Source organism: Pseudomonas xantholysinigenes (assembly GCF_014268885.2).
GTDB lineage: Bacteria > Pseudomonadota > Gammaproteobacteria > Pseudomonadales > Pseudomonadaceae > Aquipseudomonas > Aquipseudomonas xantholysinigenes.
On sequence record NZ_CP077095.1, the window covers coordinates 2,765,613 to 2,783,537 of the forward strand.

18 protein-coding genes are annotated in these 17,925 nt (G+C 65.4%); 10 read left to right on the forward strand and 8 right to left on the reverse strand.

Translation table 11 applies throughout. The features are described from left to right. Window positions 1–18: 18 nt before the first annotated feature. Complete coding sequence (locus HU772_RS12395; RefSeq protein WP_186661454.1) at window positions 19–468, forward strand: MarR family winged helix-turn-helix transcriptional regulator; 450 nt, start codon at window positions 19–21, stop codon at window positions 466–468. A gap of 33 nt (window positions 469–501) precedes the next feature. Here HU772_RS12395 and HU772_RS12400 read toward each other — a convergent pair whose 3' ends face one another. After that, entirely contained in the window at window positions 502–1,332 is an 831-nt protein-coding gene (locus tag HU772_RS12400; protein ID WP_186661452.1) for an alpha/beta fold hydrolase, read from the reverse strand. A gap of 113 nt (window positions 1,333–1,445) precedes the next feature. Between HU772_RS12400 and HU772_RS12405 the strand changes: the two genes are divergently transcribed. Beyond that, the gene (locus tag HU772_RS12405; RefSeq protein WP_186661450.1) at window positions 1,446–1,874 is read left to right on the forward strand and encodes a MerR family transcriptional regulator; all 429 of its coding nucleotides are present in this window, start codon (window positions 1,446–1,448) and stop codon (window positions 1,872–1,874) included. Between the two features lie 166 nt (window positions 1,875–2,040). Here HU772_RS12405 and HU772_RS12410 read toward each other — a convergent pair whose 3' ends face one another. Further along, window positions 2,041–2,979 (reverse strand): acetoacetate decarboxylase (ADC), encoded by a 939-nt coding sequence (locus HU772_RS12410; RefSeq protein ID WP_437182438.1) that lies wholly within the window; start codon window positions 2,977–2,979, stop codon window positions 2,041–2,043. A gap of 209 nt (window positions 2,980–3,188) precedes the next feature. Between HU772_RS12410 and HU772_RS12415 the strand changes: the two genes are divergently transcribed. Both HU772_RS12415 and arfB read left to right on the forward strand, forming a co-directional pair. After that, on the forward strand, window positions 3,189–4,415 hold the full coding sequence (locus HU772_RS12415) for an NADH:flavin oxidoreductase/NADH oxidase family protein (RefSeq protein WP_186661449.1): 1,227 nt from the start codon (window positions 3,189–3,191) through the stop codon (window positions 4,413–4,415). Between the two features lie 56 nt (window positions 4,416–4,471). Continuing rightward, window positions 4,472–4,885 carry an alternative ribosome rescue aminoacyl-tRNA hydrolase ArfB gene (arfB, locus tag HU772_RS12420; protein ID WP_186661447.1) on the forward strand — a complete coding sequence of 138 codons (414 nt, stop codon included), beginning with the start codon at window positions 4,472–4,474 and terminating at the stop codon, window positions 4,883–4,885. On the opposite strand, the gene HU772_RS12425 is transcribed toward arfB, so the two are convergent. Beyond that, complete coding sequence (locus tag HU772_RS12425) at window positions 4,882–5,487, reverse strand: hypothetical protein (RefSeq protein ID WP_186661445.1); 606 nt, start codon at window positions 5,485–5,487, stop codon at window positions 4,882–4,884. The genes arfB and HU772_RS12425 overlap by 4 nt on opposite strands. Window positions 5,488–5,658: 171 nt before the next feature. Here HU772_RS12425 and katB point away from each other — a divergent pair, with 171 nt between their 5' ends. Both katB and HU772_RS12435 read left to right on the forward strand, forming a co-directional pair. Continuing rightward, the gene (gene katB, locus HU772_RS12430; protein WP_186661443.1) at window positions 5,659–7,197 is read left to right on the forward strand and encodes a catalase KatB; all 1,539 of its coding nucleotides are present in this window, start codon (window positions 5,659–5,661) and stop codon (window positions 7,195–7,197) included. A 49-nt stretch (window positions 7,198–7,246) separates the two neighbouring features. Then, window positions 7,247–7,777, forward strand: a complete 531-nt coding sequence (locus HU772_RS12435) for an ankyrin repeat domain-containing protein (protein WP_186661441.1) — start codon at window positions 7,247–7,249, stop codon at window positions 7,775–7,777. On the opposite strand, the gene HU772_RS12440 is transcribed toward HU772_RS12435, so the two are convergent. The 3 genes from HU772_RS12440 to HU772_RS12450 are packed head-to-tail and all read right to left on the reverse strand — an operon-like array spanning window position 7,774 to window position 9,439. Then, window positions 7,774–8,025, reverse strand: a complete 252-nt coding sequence (locus tag HU772_RS12440) for a MoaD/ThiS family protein (RefSeq protein WP_186661440.1) — start codon at window positions 8,023–8,025, stop codon at window positions 7,774–7,776. The two genes, HU772_RS12435 and HU772_RS12440, sit on opposite strands and share 4 nt — an antisense overlap. Beyond that, a complete protein-coding gene (moaC, locus tag HU772_RS12445) occupies window positions 8,025–8,525 on the reverse strand; it encodes a cyclic pyranopterin monophosphate synthase MoaC (RefSeq protein WP_186661438.1) in 501 nt (166 codons plus the stop codon). The genes HU772_RS12440 and moaC overlap by 1 nt, the downstream gene beginning before the upstream one ends. Then, window positions 8,522–9,439: a LysR family transcriptional regulator gene (locus tag HU772_RS12450; RefSeq protein ID WP_186661437.1), complete on the reverse strand. Its 918-nt coding sequence runs from the start codon at window positions 9,437–9,439 to the stop codon at window positions 8,522–8,524. Before HU772_RS12450 ends, moaC begins: the two co-directional genes overlap by 4 nt. Window positions 9,440–9,684: 245 nt before the next feature. On the opposite strand from HU772_RS12450, the gene moaB reads away from it, so the two are divergent. Both moaB and HU772_RS12460 read left to right on the forward strand, forming a co-directional pair. After that, window positions 9,685–10,224, forward strand: coding sequence for a molybdenum cofactor biosynthesis protein B (moaB, locus tag HU772_RS12455; RefSeq protein ID WP_186661436.1), 540 nt, complete (start codon window positions 9,685–9,687; stop codon window positions 10,222–10,224). Next, window positions 10,221–11,426 carry a molybdopterin molybdotransferase MoeA gene (locus HU772_RS12460; protein ID WP_225923137.1) on the forward strand — a complete coding sequence of 402 codons (1,206 nt, stop codon included), beginning with the start codon at window positions 10,221–10,223 and terminating at the stop codon, window positions 11,424–11,426. The genes moaB and HU772_RS12460 overlap by 4 nt, the downstream gene beginning before the upstream one ends. Window positions 11,427–11,474: 48 nt before the next feature. Here the strand turns inward: HU772_RS12460 and HU772_RS12465 are convergent, their stop codons facing one another. Next, the gene (locus HU772_RS12465; protein ID WP_186661435.1) at window positions 11,475–12,851 is read right to left on the reverse strand and encodes an OprD family porin; all 1,377 of its coding nucleotides are present in this window, start codon (window positions 12,849–12,851) and stop codon (window positions 11,475–11,477) included. 92 nt (window positions 12,852–12,943) lie between these two features. Beyond that, entirely contained in the window at window positions 12,944–13,843 is a 900-nt protein-coding gene (locus HU772_RS12470) for a bestrophin family protein (RefSeq protein ID WP_186661434.1), read from the reverse strand. A 282-nt stretch (window positions 13,844–14,125) separates the two neighbouring features. Between HU772_RS12470 and HU772_RS12475 the strand changes: the two genes are divergently transcribed. Both HU772_RS12475 and HU772_RS12480 read left to right on the forward strand, forming a co-directional pair. Further along, window positions 14,126–16,450 carry an FdhF/YdeP family oxidoreductase gene (locus HU772_RS12475; protein ID WP_186661433.1) on the forward strand — a complete coding sequence of 775 codons (2,325 nt, stop codon included), beginning with the start codon at window positions 14,126–14,128 and terminating at the stop codon, window positions 16,448–16,450. Between the two features lie 81 nt (window positions 16,451–16,531). After that, a complete protein-coding gene (locus tag HU772_RS12480; protein WP_186661432.1) occupies window positions 16,532–17,923 on the forward strand; it encodes a cytochrome ubiquinol oxidase subunit I in 1,392 nt (463 codons plus the stop codon). Window positions 17,924–17,925: the final 2 nt, after the last annotated feature.

The window sequence follows — 17,925 nt, forward strand, 5'->3', positions numbered from 1 at the left end:
AAAGCCCCTGGAGAGATCATGACCACCCCCGCACCAGACCTCTGGTATAGCTTCATCCGTGCCCACCGCTGCCTGATCAGGGAAATCGAACGGCGCCTGGCCGAGCAGAAACTGCCGTCCTACGCCTGGTACGACACGCTGTGGGGGATCGAAAGCGGGCAGGACGGCGCGCGGCGCATGCACGAACTGGCCGACGCAATGGCCATCGAGCGCTACAACCTCACGCGCCTGGTCGATCGGCTGGAGAAGGAAGGCCTGGTGACCCGGGAAAAGGCCCTGGACGATGGGCGCGGCGCCATCGCCCGGATCACCGCCAGTGGGCGGGCGCTGCGCAAGCGGATGTGGCAGGTGTACGAGCAGTCGGTGGCCGAACTGTTCCTGGTCGAGTTCGACGAACAGCAGCGCGGCGTGTTCGCCCGGGCGCTGGAGCAGGCCAGCCGCAACGCCCGGGCTTCAGGCAAAGGTTGAGGCGTAAGAGCCAGCCTGGCTGGCTCCGGCGCCTCAACTACGGAAGAACGCCAGCAGGTCGGCGTTGATCACCTCGGCATGGGTGGTCGGCATGCCATGGGGGAAGCCGGCGTAGGTCTTCAGGGTGCCCTTGGGCAGCAGCTTGGCCGACAGCGGCCCTGAGTTGGCGTAAGGCACGATCTGGTCGTCATCGCCGTGCATCACCAGCACGGGCACCTTCACCTGCTTGAGCGATTCGCTGAAGTCGGTCTGGGAGAAGGCGACGATACCGTCGTAGTGGGCCTGGGCGCAGCCCATCATGCCTTGGCGCCACCAGTTGAGGATCACGCCCTGGTCGGCCTTGGCGCCGGGGCGGTTGTAGCCGTAGAACGGCCCGGCCGGGATATCGTGGTAGAACTGCGCGCGGTTGGCCTTGAGCTGCGCTTGCAAGTCGTCGAAGACGGCCTTGGGCAAGCCGCCGGGGTTACTCTCGGTCTTGACCATCAGCGGCGGTACCGCAGCGATGATGGCCGCCTTGGGTACTGGGTCGTCGGGGTGGCGAGCCAGGTAGTGGATCACCTCGCCGCCGCCGGTGGAGTGGCCCACATGGATCGCGCCCTGCACGCCCAGGTGCTTGACCACGGCGGCGACATCGTCGGCGTAGTGGTCCATGTCATGGCCGTCCCAGACCTGGCTGGAGCGCCCGTGGCCACGGCGGTCGTGGGCAACCACGCGGTAGCCCTGGGCGACGAAGTAGAGCATCTGCGCGTCCCAGTCGTCGGCGCTGAGCGGCCAGCCGTGGTGGAAAAAGACCACCTGGGCATCGCGCGGGCCCCAGTCCTTGTAGAAGAGGTCGACACCTTCGCTAGTCGTGACATATCCCATTTCGCGTCTCCTGTTTTCGAGGGGTGCTGCTCATGAGGGCGGGCCATCGCTGGCCGCCGGTTAACGATAGGATTAAAGTGCGCTTCAAGGTCAATGCATTTCACAGGTGCCGCATGAGAATAGGAGAACTGGCCAAGGTCACCGGCCTTGCCCCTTCGCGCATTCGTTTCTACGAGGCCAGTGGTCTGATCCAGCCGGTGGAGCGCAAGGCCAATGGCTACCGGGCCTACGACGCCGACGCGGTGTGGGTGCTGGAGATGATCACCAATGCCCAGGCCGCCGGTTTTTCGCTGGAGGAAATCCGCCAGTTGCTGCCGGCCAAGGCCAAGGGCTGGCAGCATGATGAATTGCTTGGCGGGCTCAGGCGCAAGGTCGAGGAAATCGACCGGCTGCAAGCGCGCCTGGCGCGCAACAAGGCGCAGTTGCTGCTGGTGATCGAAGGTATCGAGAGCAAGCCGGAGGGCATGGCCTGCGTGGACAACTCGCAGCGGGTGCTGGAGCGCCTGCGTGAAGAGCTGGCCACGGGCAAGGCAGGCCATTGAGGCTGAGGGCTCGCTGGAGGAGCGCCCGCCGCGCAGCTCGCAACACGCTGCTTGGCACCGGCTGTGCCGGTGTTCGCGGGCGAGCCCGCTCCCACAGGTACAGCACAAGCTTGAGATTTTGCGCAATGCGGCTTGCCGGACCGCCGCACCGCCGCGATAGGCAGATTCACAACGGCTTGGGCGCATACAACGCGCTCTGGAACGCCGGCACATATTCGTATTTCACCATCCGCCCCAATTGCAGCTCGCGGATATAGCGCGACAGGCTGCCATCGCCCAGTACCAGTACCATCGAGTCAGTCTTCAGGCTGGCAGCATGGGCAGTCTGTCGCGACGTGGCGTAGCCATAGGCCAAGCGCCCCAGGTGATCCAAATTGGTGAAGCTGTTGGTCACCAGCTCCGGCTCATGGGACAGGCCCTCGAGCTTGCGTCCGCGCATCACCACATCGACCTTGCCGGTCTGCGCGTCGACAATGTCGTAGCTCACCGCGTCGGCTTCTTCACGGCGGTTGATTGGGGTCAGCCACTTGGGCAGGTTGTAACCCACCACGCCACGCACACGGGCCAGCTCGGTGTTCACTGGCAGCTTGAGCACATAGCCCCAGAAGTCCTTCGACAGCGATTGCCCGGCCAGGGTCAACGGCCCGAAGTTCGAGGTGCCTGGTTTGTTGGTGATGATCGACAGGGCGATTTCGTTGTAGCTGTCGTTGTCGCAATAGTCATAGGTATAGGCCGTGAGCGCCACCAGGCCCCGGCCTGGCCATACCTGCAACGGTTGTGTCCGGGCCAGCACGGCGGTGGGCATCAAGGCGCGCAGGCGCTCGAGATCCGCGGTGTAGACCGCGGTGATGCGGCTGTTCTGGTAATAGAAGTTCGGCGAATACGAGGCGAAGCCCATGTCGACCTGGGTCTTCTCCAGCCCTTTGAACCAGCCCAGGTCCAGCCCCGGCGCCTCGGCCTGGATCACCGCCAGCGGTGGATTGGAGCGGTAGCGGTCATACAGCCCGCCCTTGACGACCGGTACGGGGTGGCCGGCAATGTCGATCAACCTGGTTTCGGCGTGGTCGGGTATACCGTTGGCGGCATCGGCAAGGGGGGCCAGCAGGGCGCCGGCGAGGGCGGCGACAGGTGCAAGTTTCACGTTACGGTGCTCCAGGGCGTGCTTGAGGAAAGGGTAAGGACGACATTGCCGTTTCACCCTAACGTTGAACCCAACTTGAGAGTCAATGGCCAAACCGGATGTAGTTCAGGGCTTGACCTTAAAGTTGACTTTAAAGCTAACGTCGGCGCTACCAACTCGCTGAGGTACCGCCGATGGACCTGTTCTCCCCCCTGACTCTGCCCAATGGCTCGGTCATTCCCAACCGCATCGCCAAGGCCGCCATGGAAGAAAACATGGCCGATGCCGAGCATGCGCCCTCGGCGCAGCTGATGCGCCTGTACCAGGCTTGGGCCGAAGGCGGCGCCGGGCTGATCATCAGTGGCAATGTCATGGTCGACAACCGCGCCATGACCGGCCCCGGCGGCGTGGTGCTGGAGGATGACCGGCACCTGGCGCGCTTTCGCCAGTGGGCCGCGACCGGGCGTGCCAACGGGGCGCAGTTCTGGTTGCAGATCAACCACCCCGGCCGGCAGATGCGCGCCAACCTGGGACAGGTGACCTGGGCGCCATCGGCCGTGGCGCTGGAGCTGGGCACGATGTCCAGGCATTTCGCCACGCCCCAGGCGATGACGCCCGAGGTGATCGCCGAGGTGGTCCGCCGCTTCGCCAATACCGCGCGGCTGGCGGAGCAGGCAGGTTTCACCGGGGTTGAAATCCATGCGGCGCATGGTTATCTGCTCAGTCAGTTCCTGTCGCCGCTGAGCAACCAGCGCACCGACCAATGGGGTGGCTCGCTGGAGAACCGCGCGCGCCTGCTGCTGGACATCGTCAAGGCCGTGCGTGCGGTGGTGTCGGCGGAGTTTGCCGTGGCGGTCAAGCTCAATTCGGCGGACTTCCAGCGCGGCGGCTTCAGCGCCGACGACGCCAAGCAGGTGGTGGGCTTGCTCAACGCGCTGCCGGTCGACCTGGTGGAGCTGTCGGGGGGCAGCTACGAGGCACCGGCGATGCAAGGCCAGGCCCGGGATGGCCGGACACTGGCACGCGAGGCGTATTTCCTCGAGTTCGCCCGCGATATCCGCGCCGTGGCGAACATGCCAGTGATGCTCACCGGCGGTATTCGCCGTCGACCGATTGCCGAGCAGGTGCTGCACAGCGGCGTGGAGATGGTCGGTATCGGTACTGCCCTGGCCATCGACCCAGCCTTGCCGCGTGACTGGCAGGCGGGCAGGGACGCGGTACCACAACTGCGAGCGATCACCTGGAAGAACAAGGCCCTGGCATCGCTGGGCAACATGGCCATGGTCAAGTTCCAGTTGCGCCAGTTGAGCGAGGCCAAGGCGCCCGACCCACAGGTGGCGCCGTGGTGGGCGCTGCTGCGCCAGCAATGGGCCGATGCCGCGCGGACACGGCAGTATCGCCGGCGCATGGCACGGCAATAACGCCCCGGCGCGGCCAGAAGGTGTGATAATGGCCGCGTTTTCACCAGGGCTTGAGCATGCTGACCCTCTCCAACACCGTGCATCTGCCGGATGCTGAAATCGAGCTGACCTACATCCGCGCCCAGGGCGCCGGAGGGCAGAACGTCAACAAGGTTTCCAGCGCCGTGCACCTGCGCTTTGACATTCGCGCCTCGTCGCTGCCGGCGTTCTACAAGGAACGGCTGCTGGCCTTGCGCGACAGCCGCATTACCGCCGAGGGGGTGCTGGTCCTCAAGGCCCAGCAGTACCGTACCCAGGAGCAGAACCGCGCCGATGCTTTGCTGCGCCTGGCCGAATTGATCCAGAGCGCCATCAAAGTCGAAAAGAAACGCCGGCCGACCAAGCCGACCCTGGGCTCGAAGACCCGGCGCCTGGAGTCCAAGAGCAGGCGCGGCACAATCAAGGCGGGGCGGGGCAAGGTGGAGTTCTAGGCACGCGGCAGCGCGGCGATCATCCGCTCGAACGCCGCCAGGGCGCAGGGACTGTCCTGGCGCTCCAGCGCAGGCAGCGCGGCGGGCAGGTCGAAGCGTACCCGCCCGGGCAGCGCTGACTCCAGGGCCGCGTACCAGTCCAGCAGCGCCGGCTGTAGGCGCACATGCAGCTCGAAATTCGAACGCCGGCGGGTGAGATCCGCCCTGGCGCGTTGGCGCGCCAGTTGCGGGTCTATGCGCGCGACCAGGTAGTAGTCGGCAAAGCCGATGCGGCCCTGGGCAACGGTGGCGCGCGTGGCGTCCAGCTCCAGGCGCCAGTCCTGCTCGCTGGCCTCGCCGATCCGCCACAGACTCCAGACGTAGTGAAGTTTCAGCGGATCGCTGTCACAGACCGCCCAGCCACTGCGAGCTTGCAGTTGCAATGCCGCCTGCCAGCGATCGACGTTGCGCTCGGCCCAGAACGCGGCGGCGTCATGAGGCTCGCGCCCGCGATCCGGCGTATCGGCGAAGCGCCCGTGCTCGGCGACCACATGCGCGCCGCCCTGCTCGGCGCACCAGGTGGTCTTGCCACTGGCGCTGATCCCCTCGACCACCACGATCATCGTTTCGACTCCCTTCAATGAGGGCGCGAGTCTATAGCATCTGCATATAAGCAGCAGGATTAAAATTACCAATAGCACTGATGGGCAGGATCAATTTAGCGATCGGGCGTGGGCTCCTTACCCTTTTCCAGGCGCATCAAGACGCCTGTATAGAGCCTTTAGGAGTACATCATGATCCCGTTCAAACTGTTCCAGCCCGGTCGCCTGCTGGTGGCCAGCGCCCTGGCCGCCAGCCTGCTGTCGCTGTCGGTGCAGGCCGCCACGCTGACCCGCGACAACGGCGCGCCGGTGGGCGACAACCAGAACTCGCAGACCGCCGGCCCCAACGGTTCGGTCCTGCTGCAGGATGTGCAGCTGCTGCAAAAGCTGCAGCGTTTCGACCGTGAGCGCATTCCCGAGCGCGTGGTGCACGCCCGTGGTACTGGCGCCCATGGCCAGTTCACCGCCAGCGCCGACATCAGCGAACTGAGCATGGCCAAGGTGTTCCGCCCAGGCGAGAAAACCCCGGTGTTCGTGCGCTTCTCGGCCGTGGTGCACGGCACCCACTCGCCGGAAACCCTGCGTGACCCGCGCGGCTTCGCCACCAAGTTCTATACCGCCGATGGCAACTGGGACCTGGTCGGCAATAACTTCCCGACCTTCTTCATTCGCGATGCCATCAAGTTCCCGGACATGGTCCACGCCTTCAAGCCCGACCCGCGCACCAACCTGGACGACGACGCGCGCCGCTTCGACTTCTTCTCCCATGTACCGGAAGCCACCCGCACCCTGACCTTGCTGTATTCCAACGAAGGGACCCCGGCCAGCTACCGCGAGATGGACGGCAACAGCGTGCACGCCTACAAGCTGGTCAACGCCAAGGGCGAAGTGCACTACGTGAAGTTCCACTGGAAGAGCCTGCAAGGGCAGAAGAACCTCGACCCGAAACAGGTCGAGCAGGTCCAGGGCCGCGACTACAGCCACATGACCCACGATCTGGTCACGGCGATCAACAAGGGCAACTTCCCGAAATGGGACCTGTACATCCAGGTGCTCAAGCCTGAACAGCTGGCCAGCTTCGACTTCGATCCGCTGGACGCCACCAAGATCTGGCCCAATGTGCCGGAGCGCAAGATCGGCCAGATGGTCCTGGACCGCAACGTCGACAACTTCTTCCAGGAAACCGAGCAGGTGGCCATGGCGCCATCGAACCTGGTGCCGGGCATCGAGCCTTCCGAGGACCGTCTGCTCCAGGGCCGGCTGTTCGCCTATGCCGACACCCAAATGTACCGGGTCGGCGCCAATGGCCTGGGCCTGCCAGTCAACCGTCCACGCAACGAGGTGAACACCGTCAACCAGGACGGCGCGGCGAACAACGGCCACACCAGCAGCGGCGTCAACTACCAGCCGAGCCGTCTGCAACCGCGTGACGAACAGGCCAGCGCGCGCTATTCGCAAACGCCGTTGAGCGGCACCACCCAGCAGGCGAAGATCCAGCGCGAGCAGAACTTCAAGCAGACCGGCGAGCTGTTCCGCTCGTACAGCAAGAAGGAGCAGGCCGACCTGATCAACAGCCTCGGCGGGGCGCTGGCGATCACTGACGAGCAGAGCCGCTACATCATGCTGTCGTTCTTCTACAAGGCCGACAGTGACTACGGCACAGGCCTGGCCAAGGTGGCCAAGGCCGATCTGAAGCGCGTCCAGCAACTGGCGGCGCAGCTGCAGGACTGACCTTGTCATGCAGGAGCCAGCAAGGCTGGCTCCTGCCCAGGAGGCTGCCATGTACCGATGCATACTCGCGGCGTTGCTTGGCCTGCTGGCTGCCACGGTTCACGCCGAGGACGCAGGCCAAGTCGAACAACGCCTGCGCGACTACTATTTCGAAGCGGCACGCCAGGGCGACCAGGCGGTGCTCGGGCAATTCATCCAGGCCGGTTACGACCTCGACACCCAGGACACCAAGGGCTACACCGGCCTGATCCTCGCCGCCTACCACGGCCAGGTCCAGGCGGTGGAACAACTGCTGGCCGCCGGCGCCAACCCTTGCGCCCAGGACCTGCGCGGCAACACGGCGCTGATGGGGGCGATCTTCAAGGGCGAACTGGGCATCGCCCGGCGCCTGCTCGATGCCCCGTGCAACCCTGACCAGCGCAATGCCAATGGCCAGACTGCGGCAATGTACGCGGCGCTGTTCAAACGTGACGAGCTACTCCAGGCGCTGACCGCCCGCGGCGCCGATCGCCAAGCCCGGGACGCTTTGGGCAACAGTGTCGACAGCCTGCGACAGGGCGCGCTCAACGGTGTGCGCTAACCGCCGGTGACCGGTGGAAAGAACGCAATATCGTCGCCGTCGGCCAATGGCTCGTCCAGGTTGCACAATGCCTGGTTACGCGCGCACATCAGGTTGGCCTGGCCCAGGACCTGGGCCCAGGGCTCGCCGCGCTCGACCAGCAACTGGCGCAGCTCGCGCAGGGTACGCAGGGCCGGCGTCCACGCCAGCGCCTCGCCGTCACTGCCCAACAGCTCGCGGTAGCGGGCAAAGTAGTTCACCTGGATCATCAGGCATCCTCCAGCTGGTACAACCCCGAACGCCCACCGGACTTGCGCAACAGACGCAGCCAGTCGATCTGCAAGCTGCGGTCGGCAGCCTTGCACATGTCGTACAGGGTCAGTGCCGCCACGCTGGCGGCGGTCAGGGCCTCCATCTCCACACCCGTGGCGCCCTTGAGGGTACAGCTGGCGATGATGCGCACCGAGTCCGGCGGCACCGCCTTGAGCTCGACCGTCACCGCCGTCAACAGCAGCGGGTGGCACAGCGGGATCAGCTCGTGAGTGCGCTTGGCGGCCATGATCCCGGCGATGCGCGACACCGCGAAGACATCGCCCTTGGGGTGTCCACCGGCACTGATCAGCGCCAGGGTCTCGGGCTTCATCCGCACCCAGGCCTCGGCGATGGCCTCGCGTCGGGTGTCGGCCTTGTCGGTGACATCGACCATGTGCGCGTGGCCGCGATTGTCCAGGTGGGTCAGCGGACCGGGCAGGGCAGGGGTGTCGTTCATGGGACCTCCAGGAGACGGCTAGGGACGGTGTCCGCGCTCAGCAGGGCGCGGGCTTCGGCGAAGCATTGCTCGGCCAGGGCCGAGCGCGGCTCGCTGCGCCGCAGCAACAGGCCGACTGGCGCATGGATCGCGGCGCTGCTGATCGGCAGGATCCGGATGTGCTCGCTCAGACCCTCCAGGCCATGGTCCAGGGGCATGATCGCGCAGCACAGGCCGGCACTGACCCCCTGGACCAGTTGGTAGGTCGAGTCGCTCTCGAGCAGGGAGCGCGGATGCAGGCCGCGACTGCGAAAGCTCAGGTCGATCGACTGGCGGTAGTGCATGCCTTGCGACAACAACCCTAACGGCAGCGGCTCCAGCGCCTCCCAGCCCAGGCTCGGGGTGGCGAAGTGAAAGTGCCGGGTATCGTAGAGCAGGCCCATGCGCGTGGCGCCCAACTCGATGATGTCGAAATAGCTGCGGTTGATCCGGTCCAGGTAGCAGATGCCCAGGTCCAACTGGTTACGGCTCAGGCCATCGGTGACTTGCTCCGAACTCAGCGAGGTCAATTGCACCTGCAATTGCGGGTAGCACGCGATCAGCGGCTTGAGCAGGCCCATCAGGTTGAAGCTCGACAACGGCACCATGCCGATGCGCAGGCTGCCGACCAGGCGCCCACGGCAGTTGACGGCCTCGGCCTGCAAGCCGTCGTAGGCCGCCAGCAAGGTACGGGTCCAGGCCAGGATGCGTTCGCCGGCCTCGGTGAATCCTTCGAAGCGCTGGCCACGGGTGACCAGCACCAGGCCCAGCTCTTCCTCCAGGTTGCGCAAGCGCATGGAGAGGGTTGGCTGGGTGATATGACACAACGCGGCGGCCTGCCCGAAGTGACGGGTCTGGTCCAGCGCGATCAGGAACTTGAGTTGTTTGATATCCATGGTGCGCCTTGCCGGTAAGTGGCGATCGGGAACAGGGCACGAATGCCATGTTGCAAGGCAGCGAAAAGTAAAGTGAAGAGTAAATGGCGTCCAATGGGAAATAACGAAGAGCTGATAGAGCGTGCTGATGATGAAGTTTCATAGAGCGTGCTTATGACACGTTGTGGATTATCGATTGGACACGCCTTACTTCATCGCTCTAGTTTGCAGGTTGGTGTTATTTCAACTTGCAGAGTGTCCAGAACATGAGTGTCAAAGCCGATGCCGTATTTGTCCCGCTGAATGTCGCCGTGCTGACGGTCAGCGACACCCGCACCTACGAAACCGATACCTCCGGTGAGCTGCTGGCGACACGCGCGGTGGACATGGGCCACCGCCTGGTCGCCCGGGCGCTGCTCAAGGACGACCTGTACAAGATCCGCGCGCAGGTGGCGAACTGGATCGCTGACGAGCAGGTGCAGGTGGTGTTGATCACCGGCGGCACCGGCTTCACCGGGCGCGACAGCACGCCAGAGGCGGTCAGTTGCCTGCTGGACAAGCAGATCGACGGCTTCGGCGAACTGTTCCGCGCCCTGTCCATCCTCGACATCGGCACCTCGACCGTGCAGAGCCGGGCGTTGGCCGGGCTCGCCAACGGCACCCTGGTGTGCTGCCTGCCGGGCTCCACCGGTGCTTGCCGGACCGCCTGGGAAGGTATCCTGGTCGAGCAACTGGACGCTCGCCACCGGCCTTGCAACTTCGTCCCGCACCTGAAGGCCGCGCCGCTCTGCGGACCACGACCATGAGTGGCCTGATGGCGGTCGACGACGCCCTGGCACAGCTGCTGGCGCTGGCCAGGGCGACGCCGTTCACCGGCGTGGAGCAACTGCCGCTGGCACAGGCCGATGGCCGCGTGCTGGCTGAAGCGCTACAGGCCGCAATCGACCTGCCGCCCTGGGCCAACAGTGCCATGGATGGCTATGCCATGCGCCTCGACGACCTGGCGGCAGGCCCGCTGCCGGTGACGCAGACCGTGTTCGCCGGGCAGGCACCGGCGCCGCTGCGCCCGGGCAGCTGTGCCCGCGTGTTCACCGGGGCGCCGCTACCCGCCGGCGCCGATTGCGTGCAGTTGCAGGAAAACTGCGAGGTGGACGAGCAGGGGCGGGTGCGTTCGCTGACGCCCCTGCGCCGTGGCGACAACATACGTCCCCAGGGCAACGAGATCCGCGCTGGAGCCACGTTGCTGGCGGCCGGCACGCTGCTGGATCCGGTCGCTCTGGGCGTGCTGGCCTCCCAGGGGATCACCCAGGTGGCCGTGCGTCGTCGGCCGCGCGTAGCCTTGCTGTCCAGTGGTGACGAACTGGCCGCCGCAGGCGCGCCCCTGGCGCCAGGGCAGATCCACGACAGTAACCGGGCGGTATTGACCGCGCTGCTCACGCGCCTGGGGTGCGAGGTGCTCGACCTGGGGTGCCTGCCGGACGACCCGCCGCGCATTCGCGCGGCACTGGCGCAAGCCGTGGACGCCGACTTGATCGTCAGCAGTGCCGGGGTCTCGGTGGGGGATGCCGACTGCATCGGCGCCTTACTGCGCGAGTCTGGCGAGGTACGCTTGTGGAAGCTCGCGATCAAGCCCGGCAAGCCCTTTACCTTTGGGCAAATCGACCATGTGCCGTTTCTTGGCCTGCCGGGCAATCCAGGCTCGGCGCTGGTCACCTTCCTGTTGCTGGCGCGACCCTACTTGCTGGCGCGCATGGGCGTCGCCCTGGTGGCGCCCATGCGCCTGCCGGTGGTGGCCGGTTTCGCCTGGCCGAAGGCGGGCAAGCGCCAGGAATACCTGCGGGTGCGGCTCGAGGGTGGGCGGGCGCGCCTGCTGGAGAACCAGAGCTCGGCCACCTTGCTCAGCGCGGTGATTGCCGATGGCTTGCTCGAGGTCCCGGCAGGAGAAACCTTCGAGCCCGGCGACGTGCTGGACTTCATCGCCTTTGCCGGCCTGTTCGGCACCCGTTGAAACGCCTTCGACCGCCGCGCCATCGCGCGGCGGTCGAAGCCCCTGGCGCTACAGCAGCGGCAGGGTGTAGCTGACGATCAGGCGGTTTTCGTCCTGATCACGCTGGCTGGCATACCCCGGCGTAGCGCTGCTCGGCAGGCCGCTGCGCAGGCTGGCGTTCTTCCAGGCCAGCCCCAGGCCCTTGAACGGCCCGGAAGGGGTGACGTAGCTCAAGGCAATGTCGCGCTCCCATTCGCCGCGATCGGCGTGGGCAGTGGCAATCGCCTCGGCATTGAGGTACAGCACGCTGAAGTTCAGCCCAGGCACGCCAGCGGCGGCGAAGTCGTAGGTGTAGCGCGTCAGCCAGGTGCGTTCCCCGGCCCGGTTGAACTTAAGCAGCTGCGCGTCGCTGATCAGATAGGTGCTGGTGCCTTCGCCATCGCCGCGGTTCAGGTAGGGGAAGTCGCTGGCGCCGGTCAGCACCTGGTAGCCCGCGCCGAGGCTGTGGCCACCGAGGCTGTAGGTGAACATGCCGCTGTACACCTGGTTGTCCACTTCACCCTTGGTCACCCCACCACCGTAGTAGCCGCTGCTCAGGTAGTTGTCCTGGCGTCCGGCGCGGCTGGCGTTCTTGCCATCGCTGTCACTGAGGAATACCCGCAGGTCGCTCTTCAAGATGCCGGGGCCCAGCGCCAGGTTGTGCACCAGGCCAAGGAAATGCTGCTGGTAGAAATCATCCAGTTCACCGTAGTAGTACTGCAGCAACAGTTGTTTGCTGGCCTTGTAATCGGCCCCGGCGAAATAGAAGTGGTTGCTGTCGCGGCTCTTCGCGCCGCTGCCGTTGGCGCCGGCGATGCTCAGGGCACGCAGGTCGGTGGAGTTGCGCCCGCGGGTGTGTTCGAGCTGGCCAGCGGTCAGGGTGAGGTTGCTGAAATCGTTGGAGGTCAGCTGGGCCCCTTCGTAGGTCAGCGGTAGCAGGCGGGCATCGTTGGACACCACCACCGGCAACTTGGGCTGCAGGGTGCCGTAGCGCAGTTCGCTGCGGGCGATGCGCATCTTCGCGGTCAGGCCGAGGCTGCTGAACTCATCGACCGCGGAGCCATCGTGTTGCAGCGGGAAGATCGTGCCGGGCTGGCGCTCGGCGTTGGCCTTGCCGGCCTTGCCGCCGCCGTCCAGGCGCACCCCCAGCAGGCCCAGGGCATCGACGCCGAAACCGACCGTGCCCTGGGTATAGCCCGAGCTGTAGTTGAGCATGAAACCCTGGCCCCATTCGTTCTGCTTGCTGGGCGCCGCGTTGCCGCTGCGGTTGTCGGTGTCGATGTAGAAGTTGCGCAGGGTCAGGCTGGCCTTGCTGTCTTCGATGAATCCGCCGGCATGGGCGCAGAGCGGCGCGAGGCCGGCCAGGGTGGCCAGGGACACGGCCACGGACAGTGTGCTGCGTTGCATGGTTGCTGCTCCGTTGTGGTGATCAGGTCGCGCGCAGGCGCAGCCCGCCGACCAGCGGGCTGGTCGGGGCAGGCAAGAGGTTCGGCAGGGGTTCAGCTGAGGATGTGATCGATCGGCTGCAGCGCCGGCGGCAGTTCGGTACTGCCCAGCGCCGCCAGCACATCACGCTCGACGGTACGCACGATGGCGTCCAGGGGCAGGTCGTTTTCGTCGCGACCGAAGGGGTCTTCCAGTTCGTTGCTGATGGCGTCCAGGCCAAAGAAGGTGTAGCTGACGATGGCGGTGAACAGCGGTGCCAGCCAGCCCAGCGGCTCGGCCATGGCAAACGGCAGCAACACGCAGAACAGGAAGATGGTGCGGTGCAGCAGCAAGGTGTAGGGGAAGGGCAGCGGCGTGTTCTTGATGCGCTCGCAGGCCGCCTGGGCCTGGGATAGCCCGGTCAGCCGCTGCTCAAGGTTCACGTAGCGCCATTCGCTGATCTGCTGATACTGCGCCAGGCGCGAGATGCGCGCGCCGAGCGCCTGCAGGATACCGTCGCTGAGATTGTGTTGTGGCAGGCTGGCGGCGTCGGCGACCCAGGCCGCGGCGGCCTTGTACTCGTCGCCACCGCGCAGCCGGGCATTGAGCGCGTGGGCAAAGCCGCACAGGCCCTGGAGCAGTTGCCGGCGCTGCTGCGGGTCGGCGATCACAGCGCTGGCGCGCACGAACGAGCGGATCTCGATGACCACCTGGCCCCAGGCCTTGCGACCTTCCCACCAGCGGTCATAGCAGGCGTTGTTGCGAAAACTCATGAAGATCGACAGCGACAGCCCCAGCAGGGTGAACGGGGTCGCGTTGACCCGCGAGTAGAACGCCGGGTGCAGGGTTTCCACCAGCACGATCAAGGAGGCCAGCACGCTGACCATCAGGGTGCGACGCACGACGCGGCGGGCGATCGAGCCCTTGAGCGTGATCAGCACGTTGAGCAGGTTGGGTTGCGGATGAACGATCATGGCGATTCCAGGACTTGCATATGTTTCGGCCCACTGGAAGTTCAGAGCGCTAGCAGCCTAGAGGGATGCGGTAGCATCGTCCAATTGCAATAAATGACCAGTTGATCGGCATTTTCTATCACTCAGCAGTGATAGAGCAGACTGATCAACCCGTCATTACTTTTGATTTGACGATAGTGCGGGGCAAAAATAGCCTGCAGCGGTCAACAGTGTCGAAGTTGCTCTTTGGTTATTCAAACTTCGCACTTGTTATTCCGCCTGTCGCGATCAAGGGTGACCCTGATGAACGAAGAAGAACATATCAAAAGTTACAACGGCCCGGCCGCCGGCTGGGGCGCGCTCAAGAGCGTGACCAAGGCCTGGCTGGGCAGCGAGAACGCGGTCAAGAACATCCGCATGATGCTCAAGACCAACCAGGACAGCGGCTTCGATTGCCCCGGCTGCGCCTGGGGCGAGTCGCCCGAGAACGGCATGGTCAAGTTCTGCGAGAACGGCGCCAAGGCGGTGAACTGGGAGGCCACCGGCCGCTCGGTCGATCCGGACTTCTTCGCCCGCTACAGCGTCAGCGCCCTGCTCGAGCAGAGCGACTACTGGCTCGAATACCAGGGCCGCCTGACCCACCCGATGCGCTATGACGCCAGCACCGACCACTATGTCGAGATCAGCTGGGACGAAGCCTTCGCCCTGGTCGCCCGGCACCTGAACGCCCTCGAGTCGCCCGATCAGGCCGAGTTCTACACCTCGGGCCGGGCCAGCAACGAGGCCGCCTACCTGTACCAGTTGTTCGTGCGCAGCTTCGGCACCAACAACTTCCCCGACTGCTCGAACATGTGCCATGAGGCCAGTGGCCTGGGCATGGGCGACACCCTCGGCGTTGGCAAGGGCACCGTGGTGTTCCATGACCTGGAAGAAGCCGATGCGATCTTCGTCATTGGCCAGAACCCTGGCACCAACCACCCGCGCATGCTCGAACCGCTGCGCGAGGCGGTGGAGCGGGGCGCCCAGGTGGTCTGCTTCAACCCGCTCAAAGAGCGTGGCCTGGAGCGCTTCCAGCACCCGCAACACCCGTTCGAGATGCTCAGCAACGGTTCCGAACCGACCAACACCGCCTACTTCCGTCCGGCCCTGGGCGGTGACATGGCGGTGCTGCGCGGCATGGCCAAGTTCCTTCTGCAGTGGGAGCGCGAAGCCCAGGCCAACGGCATGCCGGCGGTGTTCGACCATGCCTTCCTCAAGGCCCACACCCATGGCCTGGAGGCCTACCTGGCCGAAGTCGACGCCACTTCCTGGGAGCATATCGTCGAGCAATCCGGGCTGAGCCTGGCCGAGATCGAGCTGGCCGCGCGCATGTACCGCAAGGCCGAACGGGTGATCATGTGCTGGGCCATGGGCGTCACCCAGCATCGCCATTCGGTGCCGACCGTGCAGGAAATCGTCAACCTGCAATTGCTGCGCGGCAACGTCGGCCGCCCGGGCGCCGGGCTGTCGCCGGTGCGTGGCCACAGCAACGTGCAGGGCGACCGCACCATGGGCATCGACGAGAAGCCGCCGACCTGGCTGCTGGACAACCTCGAGAAGCGCTTCGCCATCGACGCGCCGCGCGGTCACGGCCACAACGCCGTGCTGGCGATCCAGGCCATGGAAGAAAAACGCGCCAAGGTGTTCATCGCCCTGGGCGGCAACTTCGCCCAGGCCACCCCGGACACCCCACGTACCCATGCGGCGCTGCGCAACTGCGACTTGACCGTGCACATCTCGACCAAGCTCAACCGCTCGCACCTGGTTACCGGTCGTGACGCGCTGATCCTGCCGTGCCTGGGCCGTACCGAGATCGACATCCAGGCCGAAGGCCCGCAGGGCATCACCGTGGAGGACACCTTCAGCATGGTGCACATCTCCCACGGCCAGCTGAAGCCACGCTCGCCGTTGCTGCGCTCGGAGCCTGCGATCATCGCCGGGCTGGCCAAGGCTACCCTGGGCGACCGGCCGATCGACTGGGAATGGACCGTGGCCGACTACGGGCGCATCCGCGACCTGATCGCCGACACCATCCCGGGCTTCACCGACTTCAACGCGCGCCTGAACCATCCGGGTGGCTTCCACCTGGGCAACGCCGCCGCTGAGCGCGAGTGGAACACCGCCAGTGGCAAGGCCCAGTTCAGTGCCAGCGAGCTGCCGGCGCAACTGGTCAACGAAGCCGTGCTGGCGCGGGGCGACAAGCCTGACCTGATCCTGCAGACCCTGCGTTCCCACGACCAGTACAACACCACCCTGTATGGCCTGGACGACCGCTACCGCGGGGTGTTCGGCCTGCGCGAAGTGGTGTTCGCCAACGAAGCGGACATCCGCCGCCTGGGCTTCGAGCCCGGCGAGAAGGTCGACCTGGTGTCGCTGTGGGAAGACGGCCTGGAACGGCGGGTCAACGGCTTCACCCTGGTGGCCTACGACATCCCCGAAGGCCAGGCCGCGGCCTACTACCCAGAGACCAACCCGTTGGTGCCGCTGGAGAGCTATGGCGACCGCACCTTCACGCCAACGTCCAAGTTCGTCGCGATCAAGCTGGCCAAGGCGCAGGCCGATGGCCTGATCCATACCGTCGCTGGCTGAGTTTCTCTTCCTTCATTCATCGACTGCGCTTCCCCGGGCGAGCCATGCCCGCGGGAGCCGCCGTTCCAAAAGGATATTGTCATGTCGAATCTGGCTGCGCTGGACCTGGCGCGGATTCAATTTGCCTTCACGGTCTCGTTCCACATCATTTTCCCGGCCATCACCATCGGCCTGGCCAGTTTCCTGGCCGTGCTCGAGGGTTGCTGGCTGAAAACCCACAACGCGGTGTACAAGGACCTGTACAAGTTCTGGTCGAAGATCTTCGCCGTCAACTTCGGCATGGGCGTGGTCTCGGGCCTGGTCATGGCCTACGAGTTCGGCACCAACTGGGCGCGCTTCTCCGATTTCGCCGGCAGCGTCACCGGGCCACTGCTCACCTACGAGGTGCTCACCGCGTTCTTCCTCGAGGCCGGTTTCCTCGGCGTGATGCTGTTCGGCTGGGACCGGGTCGGGCGTAAGCTGCACTTCTTCGCCACGGTGATGGTGGCCATCGGCACGCTGATCTCGATGTTCTGGATTCTCTCCTCGAACAGCTGGATGCAGACGCCGCAGGGCATCGAGATCGTCGATGGCCGGGTGGTGCCGCTGGACTGGTTCAAGATCGTCTTCAACCCATCGTTCCCGTTCCGCCTGGCGCACATGGCCCTGGCCGCGTTCCTGTCCACCGCGTTCTTCGTCTCGGCGTCCGCCGCCTGGCACCTGCTGCGCGGGCGTAACACGCCGCAGATCCGCAAGATGCTGTCGATGGGCATGTGGATGATCCTGGTCGCCACCCCGGTACAGGTGGTGGTGGGCGATGCCCATGGCCTGAACACCCTGGAGCACCAGCCGGCGAAGATCGCCGCCATCGAAGGGCACTGGGAGAACAAGCCGGGCGAAGCGTCGCCGCTGGTGCTGTTCGGCCTGCCGGACATGGACGCCGAAACCACCCGCTACAGCCTGGAAGTGCCATACCTGGGCAGCCTGATCCTGACCCACAGCCTGGACAAGCAGATCCCGGCGCTCAAGAGCTTCGCCAAGGAAGACCGGCCCAACTCGACCATCGTGTTCTGGAGCTTCCGCGTGATGGCTGGCCTGGGCACGCTGATGCTCGCCTGTGCGCTGCTGGCCCTGGTGCTGCGTCGCAACGGCGCGCTGTACCGCAACCGCCTGTTCCTCTGGTTCGCCCTGCTGATGGGCCCGTCGGGGCTGATCGCGCTGCTGGCCGGCTGGTTCACCACCGAAGTGGGCCGCCAGCCCTGGGTGGTCTACGGCATGCTGCGCACCACCAACGCGGCGTCCAACCACAGCGCCGCGCAGATGAGCCTGACCCTGGCGTTGTTCGTGCTCATCTACTTCTCGGTGTTCACCGTGGGGATCGGCTACATGATGCGCCTGGTGCGCAAGGGCCCGGTCGCCCACGAGCAACTGCCGAGCCCCGAACAACCGGAATCGCTGGCCACCGCGCGTCGCCCGCTGTCCGTCGCCGACTGAGA